Origin of the sequence: Priestia sp. 40, assembly GCF_049368575.1 — a bacterium.
Classification (GTDB): Bacteria; Bacillota; Bacilli; order Bacillales; family Bacillaceae_H; genus Priestia; species Priestia zanthoxyli.
In genome coordinates this window covers 668,819-687,981 of sequence record NZ_JBMPZA010000005.1, presented here as the reverse complement: position 1 = coordinate 687,981, position 19,163 = coordinate 668,819, and the positions used below count along the sequence as shown (strand labels likewise).

The 19,163-nt window shown below is 37.7% G+C and carries 23 protein-coding genes; 14 read left to right on the top strand and 9 right to left on the bottom strand.

All coding sequences use genetic code 11. The features are described from left to right. Positions 1-153: 153 nt before the first annotated feature. The 5 genes from yidC to ACO1DI_RS04650 all read left to right on the top strand — a co-directional run bounded on the left by yidC (position 154) and on the right by ACO1DI_RS04650 (position 4,722). Complete coding sequence (gene yidC / locus ACO1DI_RS04670) at positions 154-972, top strand: membrane protein insertase YidC (protein ID WP_014458568.1); 819 nt, start codon at positions 154-156, stop codon at positions 970-972. A gap of 349 nt (positions 973-1,321) precedes the next feature. Then, positions 1,322-2,527: a TolB family protein gene (locus tag ACO1DI_RS04665; RefSeq protein ID WP_115654788.1), complete on the top strand. Its 1,206-nt coding sequence runs from the start codon at positions 1,322-1,324 to the stop codon at positions 2,525-2,527. Between the two features lie 35 nt (positions 2,528-2,562). After that, positions 2,563-3,072, top strand: a complete 510-nt coding sequence (locus ACO1DI_RS04660) for a GNAT family N-acetyltransferase (protein ID WP_014458570.1) — start codon at positions 2,563-2,565, stop codon at positions 3,070-3,072. 119 nt (positions 3,073-3,191) lie between these two features. Next, complete coding sequence (locus ACO1DI_RS04655; RefSeq protein ID WP_115654787.1) at positions 3,192-4,034, top strand: ATP-binding cassette domain-containing protein; 843 nt, start codon at positions 3,192-3,194, stop codon at positions 4,032-4,034. Position 4,035: 1 nt separating this feature from the next. Beyond that, a complete protein-coding gene (locus tag ACO1DI_RS04650) occupies positions 4,036-4,722 on the top strand; it encodes a hypothetical protein (RefSeq protein WP_014458572.1) in 687 nt (228 codons plus the stop codon). A 27-nt stretch (positions 4,723-4,749) separates the two neighbouring features. On the opposite strand, the gene ACO1DI_RS04645 is transcribed toward ACO1DI_RS04650, so the two are convergent. The 3 genes from ACO1DI_RS04645 to ACO1DI_RS04635 form a co-directional block, all read right to left on the bottom strand. Beyond that, a complete protein-coding gene (locus tag ACO1DI_RS04645) occupies positions 4,750-5,568 on the bottom strand; it encodes a glycerophosphodiester phosphodiesterase family protein (RefSeq protein ID WP_014458573.1) in 819 nt (272 codons plus the stop codon). 128 nt (positions 5,569-5,696) lie between these two features. Continuing rightward, positions 5,697-6,275: a class F sortase gene (locus ACO1DI_RS04640; RefSeq protein WP_423145130.1), complete on the bottom strand. Its 579-nt coding sequence runs from the start codon at positions 6,273-6,275 to the stop codon at positions 5,697-5,699. Between the two features lie 41 nt (positions 6,276-6,316). Continuing rightward, a complete protein-coding gene (locus tag ACO1DI_RS04635; RefSeq protein ID WP_014458575.1) occupies positions 6,317-7,126 on the bottom strand; it encodes a DUF4397 domain-containing protein in 810 nt (269 codons plus the stop codon). A 259-nt stretch (positions 7,127-7,385) separates the two neighbouring features. On the opposite strand from ACO1DI_RS04635, the gene ACO1DI_RS04630 reads away from it, so the two are divergent. The 5 genes from ACO1DI_RS04630 (at position 7,386) to ACO1DI_RS04610 (ending at position 11,300) form a co-directional block, all read left to right on the top strand. Beyond that, positions 7,386-8,276: a YitT family protein gene (locus tag ACO1DI_RS04630; protein WP_014458576.1), complete on the top strand. Its 891-nt coding sequence runs from the start codon at positions 7,386-7,388 to the stop codon at positions 8,274-8,276. Between the two features lie 234 nt (positions 8,277-8,510). Further along, positions 8,511-9,266 (top strand): alpha/beta family hydrolase, encoded by a 756-nt coding sequence (locus tag ACO1DI_RS04625; RefSeq protein ID WP_423145129.1) that lies wholly within the window; start codon positions 8,511-8,513, stop codon positions 9,264-9,266. A 104-nt stretch (positions 9,267-9,370) separates the two neighbouring features. Beyond that, positions 9,371-9,739: a GntR family transcriptional regulator gene (locus ACO1DI_RS04620; RefSeq protein WP_013058691.1), complete on the top strand. Its 369-nt coding sequence runs from the start codon at positions 9,371-9,373 to the stop codon at positions 9,737-9,739. Continuing rightward, positions 9,736-10,605, top strand: coding sequence for an ABC transporter ATP-binding protein (locus ACO1DI_RS04615; RefSeq protein ID WP_208732934.1), 870 nt, complete (start codon positions 9,736-9,738; stop codon positions 10,603-10,605). Before ACO1DI_RS04620 ends, ACO1DI_RS04615 begins: the two co-directional genes overlap by 4 nt. Then, positions 10,605-11,300 (top strand): hypothetical protein, encoded by a 696-nt coding sequence (locus tag ACO1DI_RS04610; protein ID WP_014458580.1) that lies wholly within the window; start codon positions 10,605-10,607, stop codon positions 11,298-11,300. The genes ACO1DI_RS04615 and ACO1DI_RS04610 overlap by 1 nt, the downstream gene beginning before the upstream one ends. Before the next feature lie 38 nt (positions 11,301-11,338). Here the strand turns inward: ACO1DI_RS04610 and ACO1DI_RS04605 are convergent, their stop codons facing one another. Continuing rightward, on the bottom strand, positions 11,339-11,941 hold the full coding sequence (locus ACO1DI_RS04605) for a DUF3885 domain-containing protein (protein ID WP_013058688.1): 603 nt from the start codon (positions 11,939-11,941) through the stop codon (positions 11,339-11,341). Positions 11,942-12,171: 230 nt separating this feature from the next. On the opposite strand from ACO1DI_RS04605, the gene ACO1DI_RS04600 reads away from it, so the two are divergent. After that, complete coding sequence (locus tag ACO1DI_RS04600) at positions 12,172-12,540, top strand: hypothetical protein (RefSeq protein ID WP_115654784.1); 369 nt, start codon at positions 12,172-12,174, stop codon at positions 12,538-12,540. Positions 12,541-12,546: 6 nt separating this feature from the next. On the opposite strand, the gene ACO1DI_RS04595 is transcribed toward ACO1DI_RS04600, so the two are convergent. Genes ACO1DI_RS04595 through ACO1DI_RS04585 form a run of 3 tightly spaced genes read right to left on the bottom strand, consistent with a single transcriptional unit; the run spans position 12,547 to position 16,226 of the window. Then, the gene (locus ACO1DI_RS04595) at positions 12,547-13,674 is read right to left on the bottom strand and encodes a Ger(x)C family spore germination protein (RefSeq protein ID WP_115654783.1); all 1,128 of its coding nucleotides are present in this window, start codon (positions 13,672-13,674) and stop codon (positions 12,547-12,549) included. Continuing rightward, positions 13,671-14,774 (bottom strand): GerAB/ArcD/ProY family transporter, encoded by a 1,104-nt coding sequence (locus ACO1DI_RS04590; RefSeq protein WP_014458583.1) that lies wholly within the window; start codon positions 14,772-14,774, stop codon positions 13,671-13,673. The genes ACO1DI_RS04595 and ACO1DI_RS04590 overlap by 4 nt, the downstream gene beginning before the upstream one ends. Positions 14,775-14,795: 21 nt before the next feature. Further along, complete coding sequence (locus ACO1DI_RS04585) at positions 14,796-16,226, bottom strand: spore germination protein (protein ID WP_014458584.1); 1,431 nt, start codon at positions 16,224-16,226, stop codon at positions 14,796-14,798. A 118-nt stretch (positions 16,227-16,344) separates the two neighbouring features. Between ACO1DI_RS04585 and ACO1DI_RS04580 the strand changes: the two genes are divergently transcribed. The 3 genes from ACO1DI_RS04580 (at position 16,345) to ACO1DI_RS04570 (ending at position 17,550) form a co-directional block, all read left to right on the top strand. Continuing rightward, positions 16,345-16,749 carry a secondary thiamine-phosphate synthase enzyme YjbQ gene (locus tag ACO1DI_RS04580; RefSeq protein ID WP_140451037.1) on the top strand — a complete coding sequence of 135 codons (405 nt, stop codon included), beginning with the start codon at positions 16,345-16,347 and terminating at the stop codon, positions 16,747-16,749. A 103-nt stretch (positions 16,750-16,852) separates the two neighbouring features. Further along, positions 16,853-16,978 (top strand): hypothetical protein, encoded by a 126-nt coding sequence (locus ACO1DI_RS04575; protein WP_014458586.1) that lies wholly within the window; start codon positions 16,853-16,855, stop codon positions 16,976-16,978. Positions 16,979-17,424: 446 nt separating this feature from the next. Further along, complete coding sequence (locus ACO1DI_RS04570) at positions 17,425-17,550, top strand: hypothetical protein (protein WP_013058681.1); 126 nt, start codon at positions 17,425-17,427, stop codon at positions 17,548-17,550. 130 nt (positions 17,551-17,680) lie between these two features. Here the strand turns inward: ACO1DI_RS04570 and ACO1DI_RS04565 are convergent, their stop codons facing one another. Together ACO1DI_RS04565 and ACO1DI_RS04560 are read right to left on the bottom strand one after the other, a co-directional pair. Then, a complete protein-coding gene (locus ACO1DI_RS04565) occupies positions 17,681-18,223 on the bottom strand; it encodes a 5' nucleotidase, NT5C type (protein WP_014458587.1) in 543 nt (180 codons plus the stop codon). A gap of 139 nt (positions 18,224-18,362) precedes the next feature. Further along, complete coding sequence (locus tag ACO1DI_RS04560; protein ID WP_209367671.1) at positions 18,363-19,040, bottom strand: C40 family peptidase; 678 nt, start codon at positions 19,038-19,040, stop codon at positions 18,363-18,365. Positions 19,041-19,163: the final 123 nt, after the last annotated feature.

Sequence of the window (19,163 nt, the reverse complement as noted above, 5' to 3'; positions counted from 1 at the left end):
ATTGATCCTTCAGTATTAACAATATGGAAAAGACGAAATGTATTTATACATGTGTATAGAAAAACACCAGTTAAAGAGAAGAACAATGATGAAGAAGATCCTTTCCTTCTGAAAAACACTTCATACATTTAGTCATTATTAGGAGGAAAGAATATGAAAAGAAATAAAAAATTATTATTGCTTGGTTTAATGGGAGCGCTTCTTTTAGCTCTAGCCGGCTGTAGCAGTACAAAAACACCGGTCACGGCTACAAGCGGCGGATTCTGGGATCACTATTTTGTTTACCCTTTATCTATGGCATTAACGAAAATTGCTGAGTGGGCAGGCGGAAGCTATGGTCTGTCTATTATTATTGCGACGGTTATCATTCGTTTAGTTCTATTGCCGCTTATTTTAAAACAGCAAAAGAGCACGATGGCTATGCAAGCACTTCGTCCAGAGATGGAAAAGATTCAAAAGAAATATGCTGGTAAAAAAGATCCTGAAACACAGCAAAAGCAGCAAAAAGAAATGATGCAGCTTTACCAAACGCATAAAATTAATCCGGTTGGCGGATGTTTGCCAATCTTTATTCAAATGCCTATTATTATCGCATTTTATAATGCTATTGCAAGAACGCATGAAATTGCGCAGCATTCATTCTTATGGGTAAGTTTAGGAAAGCCAGATCCTTACTTCATTTTACCGGTAGTTGCAGCGATTACGACATTCTTACAAATTCGTGTAAGTATGACGGATGAAATTCAACCTCCAATGAAAATGATGATGAACATTATGCCAATCTTCATCTTAGTAGCGGGAATTTCACTTCCATCTGCTCTTGCATTATATTGGGTAATCGGTAACTTATTCGGAATTGGACAAGGCTACTACTTGAAAAAACGTATGAGTTTATTAAAAGAAAAAGATGCGGCTAACAATGCAGCACAGGCTAAAACAAAACCGTCACCAAAATCTAAATCAAAATCATAATAGACCAAAAGCGCAGCGAATAGCTGCGCTTTTTTATTTTTTTTAAAGAGGCTGGGACAAAAGTAGTTTAGCTCAAGTAAAAAACAAACCATTGATCAAAATATTTGATTAGTGGTTTATTTTTTTTGTTATGGTGAACGGAGATTTCAGCTATTTCGCTGCTTCTAGCAGTTGATTGGAGTCTTGCATGGAAGTCAACTGCGGTGTTACAAGAGGTTCAGCTCATGTATCCCATTTGTTCGTTTTTCGATTAAATTCATGTCGTTATGTCTCAACTTCTTTTATTTTTTCAAAAATGTGATGAGATGAGGAGATTTGTGTAACGCTATAAAAAAAGACAGGAGTGAACATGGTGAAAAAAATAGCGTTATGTCTGCTTTTCCTTATGTTGTTCCCTATGCAAATAAATGCTGCCAATACAGTGAAAGTCAGTTTTATACGGCAAGGAAACCTATGGGTATATGATAACGGTACCGAAAGGCAGTTATCTTATGCCCGTCATGCCTCCATGCCTCAATGGTCATCGCATGGAGATACGGTTGCTTATGCAGAAAATGATTCTTTAATGATTGCACCGTTAAAAGGAAAACCGCTACTTATTGAACATGATGTGACTCATTATCAATGGTCACCGGTTGCTGAGGAACTTGCGTATATTTCGAATGGAATCTTAGTATATTACAACGTTAAAACACATGAAAAGAAGCGTGTAGCCGTAGGAGTTGATCAGTTTTCATGGTTTCCAGAAGGAGATCGATTTTTAATTACGTCAGCTGCTGCGCTAGCGCCCACGGGATGGGGACCGGTAAAGCTATATACAGTGAGCAAATATGCAGGGTTAGACGTAAAAAAAGTGGAGGCTTTTACGACGCTGCCAGCAGAAAATGATTCATTTTTTGCGTATACAACAAGCAGCTTCAAATGGTCTCCTAACGGTCAATGGATTAGTTTTATTGCTATTCCAACGGCTTCGATGTCTGCAGATGCAAATAAGCTGTGCATCATTACAAAAGAAGGGAAAGCTTTTCAAGTAGTGGGAGATATGCTTAATGTACCTAATTGGTTTAAGTGGAGTAATGAGGAGCAAGTACTGGCATTTATTAATGGGGAAGGAAGGTTCGCCACTGAAAATAAAACGTTCACTTTAAAAGAGATGCCGGTTTTTAAAGAACATGTGTTTACTCCAAAAGGCTTCGCAGATTGGGATTTTACTTGGACAGAAAAAGATAACATCATCATTTCGCGTGTGCCCGAAGCAGGGTGGTCGAATGATGAAAAAAAGAGGCCACTGCCTTTTTTGTATAGCATGAACGTAAAGACCAATAAGCAAAGTCAGTTCACATTTCCACAAAAAGGCTTAGGAGATTATGCGCCTGTTTATCATAAAGCAACGAATCAAACGATGTGGATTCGTACAAATCGAAAACAAGCAAATCTTTTAACGCGCTTAAAAGATACGAAAAATGATAAGGTACTTATTTCAGGCTTAGACCTGCCGGGAAATTATTATGAGCTGTATCGGTGGAATGAAGTATTTAGCGTGTACAGCCCTTAATAGCTAATTAAAACATAAGAAACTAAGGTGAAAAAATGAATATACGATTGTTGGTAAAAGAAGACGCTGACGTGTACTTTGAACTCCGTCTTCGTGCTTTAAAAGATCATCCCGAAAGTTTTATTTTAAGTTATGAAGAAGAATATGAAAAAGAAATTGCTGATATCCGAAATTATTTTCCAACCAGCCAATCAGGATTTGTAGTAGGAGCTTTTATGGAAAAACAGCTTGTGGGGATCGTGGGGTTTCAGCAGCAAAAGCCTTTAAAAGTTCAGCATAAAGGAGATATTTGGGGGATGTACGTAGCCCCTGAAGCAAGGGGGAAAGGTCTTGGAAAGAAGCTGTTAAAAACGGCTGTTGAACAAGCTTTTTCCAAAACGAATGTTCTGCAAATCTACCTGGCCGTCGCTGCCAAAAATGAAGGAGCAAAAGCCCTATACAAAAGCCTCGGTTTTACTTCTTATGCGTACGAAAAAAGAGCTCTTCAAGTAGATGGTGAATTTATCGATGAAGAGCATATGGTATTGTCTATGAAAAGCCTTTGATCATATCAAAGGCTTTTTTGTGCGGGAAAAATTTAGCTGAAACGTATAGAGATGGAAGCACATTCCCCATAAATATGCTATGATTTAACATATAGGATTATGGAGAGGCGAGGCAGCGGATGGAAAAACTGATTGAATTAAAAAATGTTGCAAAAGTATACAAAAAACATACCGTATTAGAAAACATTCATACGACCCTTTATAAAGGAGAGACTGTCGCGATTGTTGGAAAAAACGGTGCGGGAAAAAGTACGTTTTTAAAGCTAATTGGTGGATTATCCAAACCCACTAAAGGGACAATTCACCTTCATAAAGAAACCGGTACGCCTGGATTTGTGGTGGAACAATTTCCTCAAGAGCTGCGTTTTACGCTAGCAGGTTATTTGCAGCACATGGGACGAATTCAAGGATTGTCTAAGAAAAAGCGCAGCGCTAGAATTGAAGAGCTGCTCGAAACTTTCGAAATGGTGGAGTTTAGACATGAAGAAATCATTTCTTTTTCAAAAGGAATGAAGCAAAAAGTCAACATGATGCAAGCACTGCTGAGTTCTTCTAAGCTGCTATTGCTTGATGAACCTCTATCAGGATTAGATGCTCGTGCTCAGCTAGAAGTAGAACGGATTTTTACAAAGCTAAAAGAACGAGGAATGACCATTGTATTTACGTGTCATGAAGAAAGGCTCATACATGCTGTAGCGGATCGTGTTATCACCATTGGCTCACAGCGCATTTTAAAAAATGAGCGCGTTCAACTCATTGAGCATTTAACGGTTATTGAAGCAAATGTCATTCTTAATAAGCCACTTCGTTTATTAAAAGAAAAGTGCACGAAAATTGAACAGCACGGAAACTACTGGATTTTTTATATAGATAAAAAATATGTAAACGAGTTTCTTGCAGAATTACTTGCTGTTCAAGGTGAAGTTGTAAAGCTATATCATATGGAAAGGGAAGAAATTTAAGATGGGTGCATTGATTCGCTATCATTTTATTACATATATTAAATCGTATCGATATATTCCGCCGCTTGCACTTTATATTATTTCGCTGTGTATGAACTATACATATAGACCGAACCCGGTGCTTGATAGCTTTTTTAATACGGCGCTTTTCCTCTTTTTTCTAACCACTTGGTTTACAATGTCGCTGTTTCACGCGGAAGATTCCAGTCAAGAAGTTATTACAAAACTTCATGTAGGGAAAAAGAACAAGTACTTTATAAGCAAGCTTATTAGCTGTATGCTGCTGTTTACGTTTTTATCAGCGGTTTCCATTGCTTATCCCGTGCTGCTTGATATGTTTGAAGTGGATATATCCACTAAGCAAATGGTGTTTGGGTTTATTATTCACTGGACGTTTAGTTTGCTTGGTATGAGCATAGGCCTTGTTTTCACAAGAGATGTTGTAAGAGAAGGCAGCTTATCGTGGTTTGGACCTCTATTTATTTTAATCGTTACGCTTGCAGCGGCAGGCGTTTCATTTCCGTATCAAGGAGGGGGACTGCTGCTGTATGTATTGCCACCCGTATCTGCAATCATTCAATTTATTAACGAAGGATTAAACAAATTTTTGGTGTTTGGCTGGGCTTTGCTTTATGCCATAGCATTAATTAGCCTGTACTTGTGGAGAGCTAATAGAAGAGATGTATAAAGAATAAACACTTGCCGCGGCAAGTGTTTATTTATTATGAAGCACGTTATAAAGACGATCCGGGTAATTAGTAAACATGCCGGTTACGCCCCACTCGATAAGCATTCTCATTTGTTTTTCATCATTTACTGTATAAGGATGAACGTCTAAATCATATGAGCGAGCTTTTTGTACATATGACTTTGTCAGCGTGTTTGCATTAGGACCGATGCCGTTTGCGTACTTTTTGATTTGTCTGAACTGCTGATCTGTTAACATATTGGTTTGCTTAGAACGAATCAGTTGAATTAGTTTCATAGTAGGTCGGTATCGATGGATGGTTTTTAAGCTTTCAGGACTAAATGATTGTACAATGACGTGATCGGTGTGAATATTGTACTTAGCCATCAACGTCAACAACTCCTTTTCCATACCTGGATATTCATGAGGAGATTTGGTTTCAATATAATAGTTTGTTCGGTTGCCAAACGTACGAAATATTTCTTCTAAAGTTGGAATGACGGCTTTTTTATCACCTTTTCCTGCGTTCAACTGCTGAAGCTGCCTCACCGTGTACTGCTTTACATATCCTGTTCCATTTGTCGTGCGGTCAACTCTGTAGTCATGAATTGCTACAAGCTGTTGATCTTTCGACATGTGAAGATCAAGTTCAATGTAATCCGCTTTTTGCTGTACGGCCGTGAGATAAGATTGCATTGTATGCTCTGGCTCATATCCGGATGCGCCTCGGTGAGCAATAATGGCTACTTTTTCTGCTTGAGTAGAAGCTGCCTGCGTATGTATAAACATAAAAATGCCGCATAAACAAAGAGTGAGTGAGCTTACAAACCACCATTTTCGTCTCATATCAAAACTCCTTTTTATTGAGGGGTCGTGCATTAGTTTACTAGTGAGATGTTGTGTTCATATTAAGACTGTGTAAATATTTAAATAAAACGAACCAGTATGTAATTAAAAGTAATAAACGCCGATGTTTAGTGAGAAACATCGGCTGTTTTTTCCGGGCGGAGGCTTGTATAAATAACGAGCCTCCGCTCATGAGTTTTCTGTTTATGATCAAACGTTCCCGTACAGGTGATTAAATTAAGCTGGTGTTGAAAAGTTGGACCGAAAATCTCTCTGATAGGAGCAGAATCTCGAGGATAAGAAGCTTTATTGGTAACAACGAAGGTCAGCTGATCCCCTTGCTGATCGGTTACAAAAATTTCATCTCCTTTTGTGAGCTTGTCGAGATCATAGAAGATAGCGGGTCCTTTTTGATCATCAACATGTCCTGCAATGACCGCATTTCCTTCCTCTCCGGGTCTTGCTCCAAGCTTAAACCAAGCTACATCATGACCATTATCAGGAACGCTCATTTCACCTTGGTTAGTAAGACCCATTCCTTTTATAAAAGCCTTAATATGAAGCTTCGGAATAATAAGCTGAGATGGAAGAGGCGTAGAAGCAGTTCCTGAAGATTTCAAGGATTGAGCCGATTTTGTTTCAGCCATCTTCACAACAAAATCCGTCGAGCCGTTTGCAATTGCTGATTGGGCAAACCAGCTGCTCATGAATAGTATAAAAGAAAAGGTGAAAACCCCTCCTATCCACTTCATTCGCTTTCGTATCCTCTGTGACGACGAACAACAAATATAGCGACCGCTCCAATTCCTAATAAAGTAAGAACCGGCACAATTGAATTATAATTATCCTGTGAAGCACCGCCCATACCTGTTTTTGGCATTTCAGAAGGCATAGCCGTATTATCTTTTAATAAAAGCGTTTCAAGACTGTCGGCTTTGTTAATAGCGAGCACTGTGTAGACCGTGTTGGCTTCTAAATTAAGGTTTGGAATGTCCAGTACTTTTTTATTGTCTTGACTAGTTGCGATGGTTAAATCATAGGTTCCGGCATCTACTTCAGAATAATTTGTCATTTGTTTAAAAGCAGTGTCTTTAAACAAAGTAGGGCCGTGATTAATACCTACATTAACAGCGGGAGCATCTGGAGAAAAGTGAGCAATTCGGATTTTACTCTTTCCTTTAGCTACGTTCATATCGTCTTGAGCTACTTTTAATTCTAAGTGTGCAACTTGGTTAATAGCAGCAAGGGTATAGGCTTTGTTTGCTTCGACGGTTATATTAGTGGAAATGACAGGTTTTTCTTTTCCTTTTGTACCTATGGCATATACCTCTACTTTATGAGACCCCGCAGGTACTTTAAGATAATCTGTCACATCTTTAAATGATGCGCCGACTACGATGCTTTGATTGTCCACATATATATCTACTTCAGGTGCATCAGGTGACGCATGCACAACTCGTATCATTGCCTCCTGCACAGCTGCAGAAGTGAAATTATCTGAAAAAGCTAGCAATAAAACTGCGAGTAAAGAAGCAGCAATAATCTTTACACGGTTCATAACGTTTTACTCTCCTTTTGATCTAAGTTTGTCCTGTTAGTCCCGTATGAAAAGTGTTGGGTATGCATTCACTTTTGAACGTATTCGGGCATTTATTCACTTGTTATCATCTACAATTTTATCCAATATATGCATAATTTATTTCATTAGATGAAATTTTTGTAAAAGAGCGGGTAAATAGTTTGAATTTTGTGATAATATTAAAATACAGCGTTTGGTTAGTAGTTGATGTCTCTATCACAAAAGGAGGGGAAGTTATGTGCTGCAAACGAATCATGAAATAAAAAAGGTTGTTCATCGTTCGCTATCAGCTAAAATGATTGTAAAGCGCATGCTGTTTATTTTAGTGGGAGCCCTTTTAATGGCCGTCGGGCTAGAATTTTTTCTTGTCCCTAATGAGGTTATTGACGGTGGAATTGTAGGTATATCTATTATTTTATCCCATTTAACGGATGTTCAAATCGGCTTTTATATCTTCGTATTAAATCTTCCATTCTTCTTTATTGGATACAAGCAAATTGGAAAAACATTTGCGCTATCTACGCTTTTGGGTGTTATTATTCTATCCATTGCTACCTCTATTTTTCACGACTTGCCGGTCTTAACAGATGACCCTCTTTTAGCCACTGTGTTTGGCGGAATTGTTCTCGGTGTGGGAGTAGGAATTGTTATTCGGTACGGAGGTTCGCTAGACGGCACCGAGATATTAGCTATTTTATTTAATAAGCGTACGCCTTTCTCCGTAGGTGAGACGATTATGTTTTTTAATTTATTTATTTTGGGAAGTGCCGGTTTTGTATTTGGCTGGGATCGCGCTATGTATTCTTTAATGGCTTACTTCATTGCTTTTAAAACGATTGATATTGTGATTCAAGGGTTAGATGAGTCTAAGTCAGCTTGGATTATCAGCGAACAATATGAACAAATTGGCGAAGCAATTCTTGCTCGTTTAGGGAGAGGTGTTACGTATTTAAATGGGGAAGGAGCGTATACGGGAGATGATAAAAAAGTCATTTTTTGTGTGATTACCAGGCTTGAAGAAGCAAAGCTAAAAGCGATTATCGATGAGATAGATCCATCTGCTTTTTTTGCTGTAGCGGCTATTGCTGAAGTCAGAGGAGGAAGGTTTAAGAAACGAGATATTCATTAATGAAAGTTGTCTGCTAATGAGGCTGTCCCGTTATTACATGCAGCAGCCTTTTTAATTTTCTCTCTTTGTTTCGAGTATATGGAATGGTTTATGTCACTTCTGCTGCCTCCTGCTGCCTCCTGCTTTGGGCATATCGAACCTCTCTTTTTTCTTGTATATCTTTAAAACAAACATGTAAAATGTCTAAAAGATATAAAAAGAGTACATAGTAAAAAAACAGAAAGAGGGAGTGACATGAAAAAAACGTTAAAAATAGTAGGAGTCGGTCTTGCCGTTCTTGTTGCAGTAACCGTGGCTTTTTTTGTCATATGGTCAGGTTTTGATTATGAACCTTCAAAGCAGCTTCACTCACTAGTAGATGAGAAAAAAGTAGTGAAGAAAGACGATTATTACATATTCAAGCCTCAAGCGAACAAAGAGATAAAAGCCGGCTATATTATTTATCAAGGTGCTAAAGTAGAGCCGTTAGCATATGGCTATTATGCTCAGCAAATTGCAAATGAAGGATATTTTGTTGCTGTTGTAGATTCTCCGTTTAATATGAGTTTTTTTAGTCAAAACAAAGCGACGGATATTGTGAAGAGCTACCCGAAGATTTCCGCATGGTTTATCGGAGGGCATTCCCTTGGAGGAGTGAGTGCAGCCTCTTATGCGTATGATCATCAAAACTCAATAAAAGGCTTAGTTCTTTTAGCATCGTATCCGATGAATAAAAATGATTTTTCAACCTCCACTTATCCTATTTTGTCTTTAACAGGTGAGAAAGATGGTTTGTCGACGCCTGAAAAGATTAAAGAAACCAAGCATTTACTTTCACAAAACACAGAACTGGTTCAAATAAAAGGAGCTAACCACGCTCAGTTTGGAATGTATGGGAAACAAAAAGGCGATAACAAAGCCAGTATTTCTCCTAAACAGCAGCAGGATGAGCTAGTAAAAAGAACAATGAAGTGGTTAAATAGTCAAATGAAAAAGTCCGTCAGTAACTAACTGACGGACTTTTTTCTTTTTTTGGAAATAAAGCTTGAAAAAATACCCAGTTAGTTATATAGTTAGTTACATGAGTAATGAACCACTTAAGTGAGGTAGTCAAAATGAAACAATCATTAGATCATCAGCGACCAATTTTTCAACAAATTAAAGAAACCATCGAAGAAAATATTTTAAATGATGCTTTCCCAGAAGAAGAAAGAGTACCGTCTACGAATGAATTTGCCAAAATGTATCGCATTAACCCTGCAACAGCAGCTAAAGGAATTAATCAGCTAGTTGACCACGGAATATTGTATAAAAAGAGAGGGATCGGGATGTTTGTATGTGCGGGCGCCAAAGAAGTATTGCTTACACAAAGAAAAGAAGAATTTTATAACCGTTTTATCGTTCCCCTGAAAAAAGAAGCACAGCATTTGGGAATTACGGTAAACGAGTTAAAAGAGCTGTTAGACAAGGGGGAAATAAAATGAATATAGAAGCGCAGCTGTTAAATAAATGCTATGGGTCCAAACAAGTGTTAAAAGACATTTCACTTACGCTATCACAAAATAAAATATACGGGTTGCTAGGTAGAAATGGAGCGGGCAAAACGACTCTTATGCAAATTGTAGCCGGACATACTCCAGCTACGACAGGAGAGGTAAAGGTGGGAAATCAGTCTCCGTTTGAAAATCGCTCTGTTTTGCAAAACATTTGCTTAATTAACGAAAGCGGAAATTTCAAAAAAACATTAAAAGTCAAAGACGTACTAAAAATTGCTTCACTTTTTTATCCTTATTGGAGCCAAGAAGCTGCTGAGAGGCTGATGGAAGAGTTCGATTTGGATTCCAATACGAAAGTTAAGGCATTATCTAAAGGGATGGAATCAGCATTAGGAATTATTGTTGGGCTATCTTCTCGAACGAGCATCACAATTTTTGATGAACCTTATATCGGACTTGATGCTGCGATGCGAGCGCGTTTTTATGAGCTTCTATTAGATGAATATGAAGAATATCCACGCACGTTCATTATTTCAACGCATTTAATTGATGAGGTAAGTAATTTATTTGAAGAAGTCCTGATCATGCAAAAAGGAAAGCTGATTCTTCAGGATACGGCAGAAAATTTGCAGCAGCGCTGTGTCAGTGTAAAAGGACCTAAAAGTCAAATTGAAGAATATGAAAAAGGAAAGCAAGTAATCCATGAACAAGTATTCGGAGGAGAGAAAAAAATAGTGCTCTTTAATGAAGATATTTATGCTGAGGAGCTTGTCGACAGTTCATTTCATGTAGAAGCTGTTCACATACAGGATATTATGATTTATCTTACAGCAAATCGTGGAGGTGTAGCGTAATGAAAGGACAGTTTGCCGCCATTAGTTATTCGCTCTACGTTGAACTAAAGTATTTAATGATTCGCTTTTGGACGATTCTCTTAGCTTTTGTTGTAGTAGATATTTTAGTGTTCAGTCAGGTGAATGAGCATCTTCTATTAGTAACAAGTATGCCGCAGTACATCTTTTCAGGTATTGTAAGTTTTATTATCATTCGAAAAAGTTTCTCCTTTTGCTTAAAGTTAGGAGCTACTCGTAAAGCATATCTTTTAACGATGACCTGTGTTTTTGCTTTATTTGCAATTGTAATGTCCTTTATCAATGTTGTCATCATGAGCATTTCAATAAAGGTGATTAATAGTTTGAATTTAATGAATGTTCAGCTTTATTATGCGAGTGATTTTATCTTTCATGACCCTACTGTTGCTGTTCACTTTTTAACGGACGCTGTATTTATCTTTTTTATTACAGCGGCAGCGTGTTTGCTCGGCAGCATCGTTTACAAATTCGGGCAAACAGGAGGGATGATCACCGGTGCTGTTTTAATTTTACTGTTTACCATTCCCGTGACAAAAGAACCGGTTATTCATTTTATAAAAAGCTTTTCGAACGGATCGTTGTTACTTACATTCGGAACAATGGTTATCGTAAGTTTTCTACTCTTTCTTATCAACTGGCTGTTTTTAAAAAAAGCGTCGCCTGCTCATCAAGCTTAGTAAAAAAGCAATCATTCCTTTGCTGAATGATTGCTTTTTTACTGTACTTTTTTTGAACAAGCTGCATCAATATCTAGAATCCAGTCGTGGAACTTTTGCTGAAGCAGCTGAAGAGAAGACTGATTGTTCGATACAATGTCCAGTCCACGCTCGTCATAAAGATGGAAAATTGTTTCTTTGTTCAAATTCACAATGTAACACTCTTCTTCAATAGCGGGATGGATATGAAGATCGCGGTTAGCAATTGATTGCAAAAGAAGCTTTTCTTTCACATCATTTGTTTTACAGGCAATAATATACTCAGCGTTATTTAATAATGCTACTGATTGAACTTCTTGTTTCTTCAGGCGAGAGCGAATGAATTTTTTAATAGCTGTTTCTTTTTTCTTTTTTAAAAGTAAATCATCTTGTGCAGCATTCGCTTTGAAAACAAGTAACAGCTCATCATTTTTTTCATGGAGTGTCTCAAAAATTTCGTAAGCGCGTGCGTACACATTTTTCATGTATTCTCGTTCCCATACGCCTTTTTGATTGGTAAGCGTAAAGCGAATACCTGCGGGCGCGTTGTAAAAAAGAGGTCTTTTCATTTGAACATTTGGAAACATTGTTGTTAAGTATGATTGAAGTCGCATTGTGGTCATACGCAACACCTCATTTAGTTTAGTCCTGACTTAATATGTTGAATTTAGTCTATCACGTGATTAGCTAAATTTGTAAAGAAGTAATGTTATTTAATCAAAAGGTAACCAAACTGTTATATTTTGTTGATTTTGCATTATTTCTTTACACAACCTTTGCGGATGAACAGGTTTTTTCATACGCCTGTCGTATTATTTAACGTAGTAACGACGTGAAGAAAGGGTGATGGACGGTGAAAAAACAGCTTATTCTTATTTCAATTATTACAGCTGCTTTCTTTGTGCTTATTTTTCACAAAACAATTTTTCAAGAGGGTAATCCTCTTCCCATTGCATGGAGTATTGTAAAATTAAAGTCTTCAGGTGAAGATGTTGTTCAAATATCCGATAAGCCTAAAAGGTATCTCATTCATTCAGATGACTACTTAACGTTTATTAAACAAATGAAAAAGAAGAAAGTGAATTTTCAATATCAAGATGATAAAAAATTTTATTTTAATAACGACAATGAACGCCAGCTGTTCGTCAGCAAAAACTACACCGATAAGTTCACGATTATGGAACTAAAGAAAAAAGAGCTGACTGAAGCTGGCGTTGAGTAATAAGAGCTAATCTCTGCCCTGTGTTCCAAAATCTTTAATTTGAACATGAACATGATAGTCGATGGTCGACTGGCTAAATATTTCATCCCATTCATGCTGATGTTTTTTCCAAAAATGAGGATGATGAATTCGTACGTAATTATGCAGGTCAATCACATCGGCTTTGTAATTATTTTGTAATAAGCGAAGTGTTTTTTCTGCGTCTTTTCGAATGATTTTTTCTATTTTTTTTTCGGTGGTCTTTACATTAGAGGCGGCAAGAGCCTGTTTTGAAGTCTCCCAATCTTCCGATAGCCTGCCGCTCGTTTGAACGTTGATGTCAAAATGAACGGAGTGATTTGAATCAATGCGGGCCTTCACATCTTGCTGAACATCTCCAATTTCATAGGAAAAGGGGTATGGACCGTGTTTGCCGTAAATAATTCCGCCTTTAATATTCCCCGTTAACCACGTTAAAGCCTCCACTTGGTGCTGAGTTAAGGTGAATTTTGCTTTTTTATCTTTTATGATTGCCGCGCCGTCTATTTCAACGCTATTTTTTATTTTAGAAAGCCGCTGTATTAAAAAGCTTTGATCTGTTTTTAACTCAGCCGATAGCTCTCCCATTGTTAGGGGATTTAGAATTTTGTTCGTTTTGAATTTATTATAAACAAGCTCGTAAATTAAGTTGACTGGCGGTACAGACATTCCTTGAATCGTTAAAACGTTTTTAGCATCGCCTTTTGTAACAAACGCAAGGCTGCTGCGCCGTATTTCATTATCACGTACAAACTGATTGATAAGCGCATCAAGAGGGATGGTCTTGCTCGCTTTTTCTCCTATTAAAAGTGCTCGCTGATGCTGGCTATATATAGGGTCAGATTTCAGCGAAATATTTCGTGTGATTTCATGAATGGTAGGGCCAGCTGTTGTAATGTTCTTGTATGGAATGGAAGAAGACATATTTCCGGATTCCGTCTCGGTTAACGTTTGATGAGTCAGCACAAGCTGGTTTTTTCCTGTTTTTGGTTCGATTTTCGGTGTAATATCCATTGCCACTCCTATAACAAGAGCAAGTTGTTCAATGTTTCGATGATTTGTACAGCCGCACAATAAAAAAATGGTCATTATGACAGGAAGACATTTTTTCGTCATTGGAACACAACCTTTTTTATTTTCATTAACAGGCTGAAAAAAAGAGGGATAACCAAAAATGTCACTAAAAATGCCCAGCCTAGTACCGTTGAAAAATTTGACACATCGCTTGCTGTTTTGGGTGCTAAAGCGCTCATAAATAAAACAGGTACAAGAAAGATAATATTCGTCGTTGATCGATTTTTGAAGATCTTTTTAAAGCCTGAAACAGCTAAAAAGAAATACATTACAAAGGTTAAAAAAAACTGAAGAAGCCAGACAATAAGCAAAAATAATTCAAGTCTCTCAAAGAAAATTCCTTTTACTTCATGTGTTTGAACAAATTCGATTGTAGGCCAAACGGTTGTTTTTACTTCTGGAACGGATAAAGCGCCGACAACTAATACGTAAGTGATAATATATAAAAGTAAAGGAATAGAAAATCCGATGATGGAAACTTTTCGTAAATGCTTTTTGTTTTTCATATGTTTCGGTAGAAATACAATCGTTTCGATGCCTAAAAAGGAAACAGAGACGGTTGTAAAAGCAGAAAGAAGCGGGCTGAATCCATCAGCTAACACGGGCTGCAAGTTTTTTAAATCCACCATTCCGATGCTAAGAGCATATAAAGTAAGAAGGATAATGATGGTTATAGGTGTACATAGCGCCATTACTTTCCCAATAGAATCAATACCGCCAGTGATTAAATAGACGCCTGTTAAAATAAACGAAAGGATAATTAATTCAATAGGCATCGTTTCCAGTAAATAAAAATGAATCATTTCTGCCATAGCTCTTACTTCAAAACTTGCCACAGATGTGAAATAAACGACCATAGCAAAATTAAATATATTTCCAATCAGCTTGCCGGTTACTTCCTGTGTGAAATCAAACATACAGCTAATCGTAAAATACTTAACCATCCAGACTAAAAACAGAACAATTCCTATGAACAAAAGACCGTCCATAATCAGTACAATCCATCCATCTGCATTATTTGTCTGATTTGTAATGCTGCTTGGCAGTGTTAACAAACCGACGCCCAGCATAGTTGAAGAGATAATTGAAATGGCATAAAAGTCTGAAAGAAGCTTGCTTGATTGTGACTGTGATTGTCCCATATGGTCCTCCTTTTGTCAGTTTTATTCGGCTTTATTTTTAGACTGTTTTAGACTTTTGTTTGGCAGACGAATATAAGAGTCTTTCCACGCTTTTTTATTTAACGCAAAAAACGGTTTGAAGTAAGCCATACCAAAACTTTCGAGCTTGGTCAGATGAATGACAAGAACAAGAAAAAACATGGTAACTCCGTATAACCCAAAGATTGCTGCAATCATCATAGATACGAAACGCAAAATTCGAAACGAAAGGCCAATTCCGTACTGAGGAACTGTGAAGGACGCAATTGCCGATACGGATACAACAATAATCATAACGGAGCTAACGATATGGGCTTCCACCGCTGCTTGACCAATCACAACCCCGCCTACAAGTCCAACTGTTTGTCCAACAGGAGTAGGGAGACGCAGCCCGGCTTCGCGCAATAATTCAAGCGTCACTTCCATGACCACTGCTTCGATAAAAGGAGAAAAAGGAACGTTTTCTCGTGTGGCCGCAATAGTAATAGCTAGTTCGGTCGGAAGCAGGCCTTGGTTAAACGAAACGAGTGAAATATAAATAGCTGAAAAGAATAGGGTAATAAAAATAGACAAGTACCTTAGTAATCTTAGCAATGAACCAGCTATCCATCTTTCGTAATAATCATCGGGTGATTTCATAATCATATCGAAAGTTGTAGGCACTAAAAGAGCAAAAGGCGAGCCATCTACTAAAATGGCTACTCGCCCTTCATTCACCGCAGCGAGAACACGATCCGGTCTTTCTGTATTTTGTACTTGAGGAAACGGTGAGTAAGGCGCTTCTTCTAAAAATTCTTCAATCATTCCTGAGTCTTGAATGTTATCTAACGGAATGTCTAATAATTTCTCTCGGACTTGATTCACGATGTGAGTTTGACAGTGTTTATTATGAAAAACGATACTTGTTCGATGTTCCTTTGCATTTCCAATATAAATGTCTTCAATAACCATTTCTTCTTCGGTAGAACGCTGCCTTAAAAGACCAAGGTTTTCATCTAAGTTTTCGATAAGAGCAATTTTAGGGCCGCGCACTACTTTTTCTGTTGTAGGTTCGCTTAAAGAGCGCTGTTTGGTCATAGACATATTCAATGAGTATGCCGTTGTGCTTTCGCTAATAAACAGCAGGGGCTGACCTTTAAAAAAACACGAGATCGCTTGCTTGTATGTATAAACTTCTTTGTCTTTAATGACAGAAATAAACGAATCGATGTCATCGAGTGTTTGCGTTTCACTTTTTGCTTTGGTCTCAACAACATGCTGAGTAAGATTATCAAGTTTTTCTCCGTCGACTAATCCTTGGAGATAAATAATGCATATATATTTTGTGGGAGACAGCCATAATTTTTTGGAACCAACATCCGTATTTTGACCCACCAAATCTAGAAACGTTTGAACGGTGTAGTCTGCATTGGGCTGAAATTTTGAATCGAGCATAAATAAACTCACCGCCTGTTGTGTTAATGAGCTTAGTGTTTACGATGTAAAAACGAGTTATGCGAAAAATGTGGAAGAATAGAAAAGATATGTTATGGTAAAAAAAAGAGGTGATGGTATGCTACATTCATTTACGTTAAAAACGAATAAGCGTGACGAAATGATTGACGTAACAAGTCAGGTGCAGGCAGTACTAAGAACAGAAGGATTAAAAGAAGGGGCTGTAGTGGTTTACTGTCCTCATACAACCGCTGGTATAACAATTAATGAAAATGCGGATCCCGATGTAAAAACTGATATGATTCGCCGTTTTGATGAAGTATATCCTTGGGAACATGAGTTAGATCTTCATATGGAAGGAAATACAGCGGCGCATCTCAAAGCGAGCACGGTCGGCTCCTCTCAGCATATAATTGTTCACGATGGGCAGCTGCTGCTGGGAACGTGGCAAGGAATTTATTTTTGTGAGTTTGATGGACCGAGGACTCGTACGTATTATGTAAAAATTTTATCCCTACAATAACTTTTTTTTATAAGTCATTGTCCAACTTTTTTCTGAAAATTGTTATAAAACAAAGTTAATTTAATATAAATGTTATATAACAGTTAAAGGGAGAGATTGAACAATGGAAAAGATAGCTGCAGAACAAGAAACAGTGAAAAAAGAAAATGAAAAAACAAATTTTACATGGGTGGAAGAATATCCAACTATTTTAGACATTGTCAATGAGTATTACAGTACGTGTCGATAAAATAGGGAAGGCCGGGACAAAAGTATTTTAGTTGAAGCAGGATCCGAACGATTCACCGTTCGGGTTTTTTCATTGTGATGGTGAATGCAGGTTTACTGTATGTAGCTATGTCTCAATATGTTTTTTATAAAAAATATATAATAGTAGCAATTTTCCTGAAAGGTTTAATATAATAAATATTAGGGTACTGAATTGTATGAAACAAAGATAAAACGCATCGTTTCATACTATTTCCTTTTTTACCGCTAGTATAGCCTTGAAGAAAAAGTTTCATTTGATATACTAACTATACGCTTAGTCTTTAAGATAAAGATGAAGATTCATTGTCATTGTTACACGCAGTGAATGAGCTGCCTTTGCTTGGCGAAAACGTCGTACAAACAAAGACAGATAGCGAATTGTTTTGGGTGCGTTCATTTAGTTCAAAACAGGGAGGCGATTAGTCTATGTTACTTGTACGTATGGCCATGATTGGTTTCTTTTCATTAACAGCCATATCATTGTTTTCTTTTCAGTCCGTTGAGATTATCCATGCTATTATGGACTTTTTCTCATCAGCTGATAAATATTAAAAACTCATATATTTCTTAAATAAAAAGCGGATAGCCCTTAGTGGGCTATCCGTCAAAAACCGCCCCGCAAGGCGGTTTTTTTATGCCTGTATTTGTTTTCTGATGACGAATTCTACATGTTTTTTTGAGCTCAACATTCGTTGAAATAAGTGTTCACGTACTGTTCAAACTGAAGCCAATCGTCCACGCGAGGGACATTTACTTCTTCGTTATACGGGTAGCTCATGGCAACAGCATGGCGACCTGTAGCTTGAAAAGCCTTCAAATTATGCGGTGCATCATCAAATAGCAAGTCTCCGTATATTTTATCTTTTTGGTGTGTAAACACGATATTGTACTTTCCGATAAACGGAAGGTGTTTTTCAACCCACTGCTCTTTTTCGGTATAAGCATAGGTACGGCTGCTTGTGACAATTAAAATAGTGAACCTTTCACAAAGTCGTTTAAGAACCTCAACAGCATGAGGCAGAGGTTTTAAATGTAAAAAAAGCCCCGGCTGATCGAGGTAGTCATAAATTTTTGTGCCGCACTCCGGCTTTACATACTTTTCTGATTCCCAGCATTTTAACTTTTCAACCGATAAGCTGTCGCAATAATCTTTGTTATATTGGTTATGCCAATCCGTCATAAGATCACAAATGACAGAATCCATGTCAATTAAAAGGGTGTGCATTTATTCAACTTCCTTTACAGTATTCATCTACACGCTTGGTTTTGCAATGTAATGTGCTGCTTCTACTATACCAAATCTTTTACATGCATAAAAAGAGCAAGCCGCATCAAAATCGCACAGCTTGCCCTTTTTATCGAAACTACATTCTTTTAGCACCTAAATAGCGTTTGCTCCAATAGCTCTCTTTTAGAGAAGAGATGCTCACACCTTTAGATGAAGAGCAGTGAAGAAACTGGTTATTTCCTAAATAAATTCCTGCATGAGAAGGCCCTTTTGTATAGGTTTGGAAGAACACAATGTCTCCAGCTTTTGGACTTGAGACGCGCGTTCCTTTTTGATAAATTTGAGCTACTGTTCGAGGAAGCTGAACTCCACCGCCATGTTTGAACGCATAGCCAATAAAACCGCTGCAGTCAAAGCCGCTTGGCGTTGTTCCACCCCAGCGATAGCGAACGCCCATATACTGTTTTCCTTTGTTGATCACTGCGTTAGGATTATAGCGCGCTGAGCTAGAAGACGATTTGCCCTTTGCTGAAACGCCTAGTTTAGCATATGTTCCTTTTCCGACAATACCATCTGCTGCTAGTCCGTTCTTACGCTGAAACGATTTTACAGCAGAAGCTGTAACAGTCCCAAAGTATGTAGTCGTATTCCCTTTAAAATAGCCTTTATTTTTCAACGTTTGTTGTAATTGTTTAACATCTTGGTGATTCATGCCTTGGCGCAGCGTTTGGTCGCCTAGAGCCGCTTGGCTGACAATCGGGCTAGTAGAAACAATAACGCCAGCAAGCGTGAGAGCTGCTATTACTTTTTTCATAAAACTAGTACCCCCTGAAAATTTTTCCTGATTTGAGTAAATTCATCATATCATCTTTCGACAGTGTTCTACGTTACAATTTCATTACATATATGAAAAAAATGAAATATAACGGTGAATATA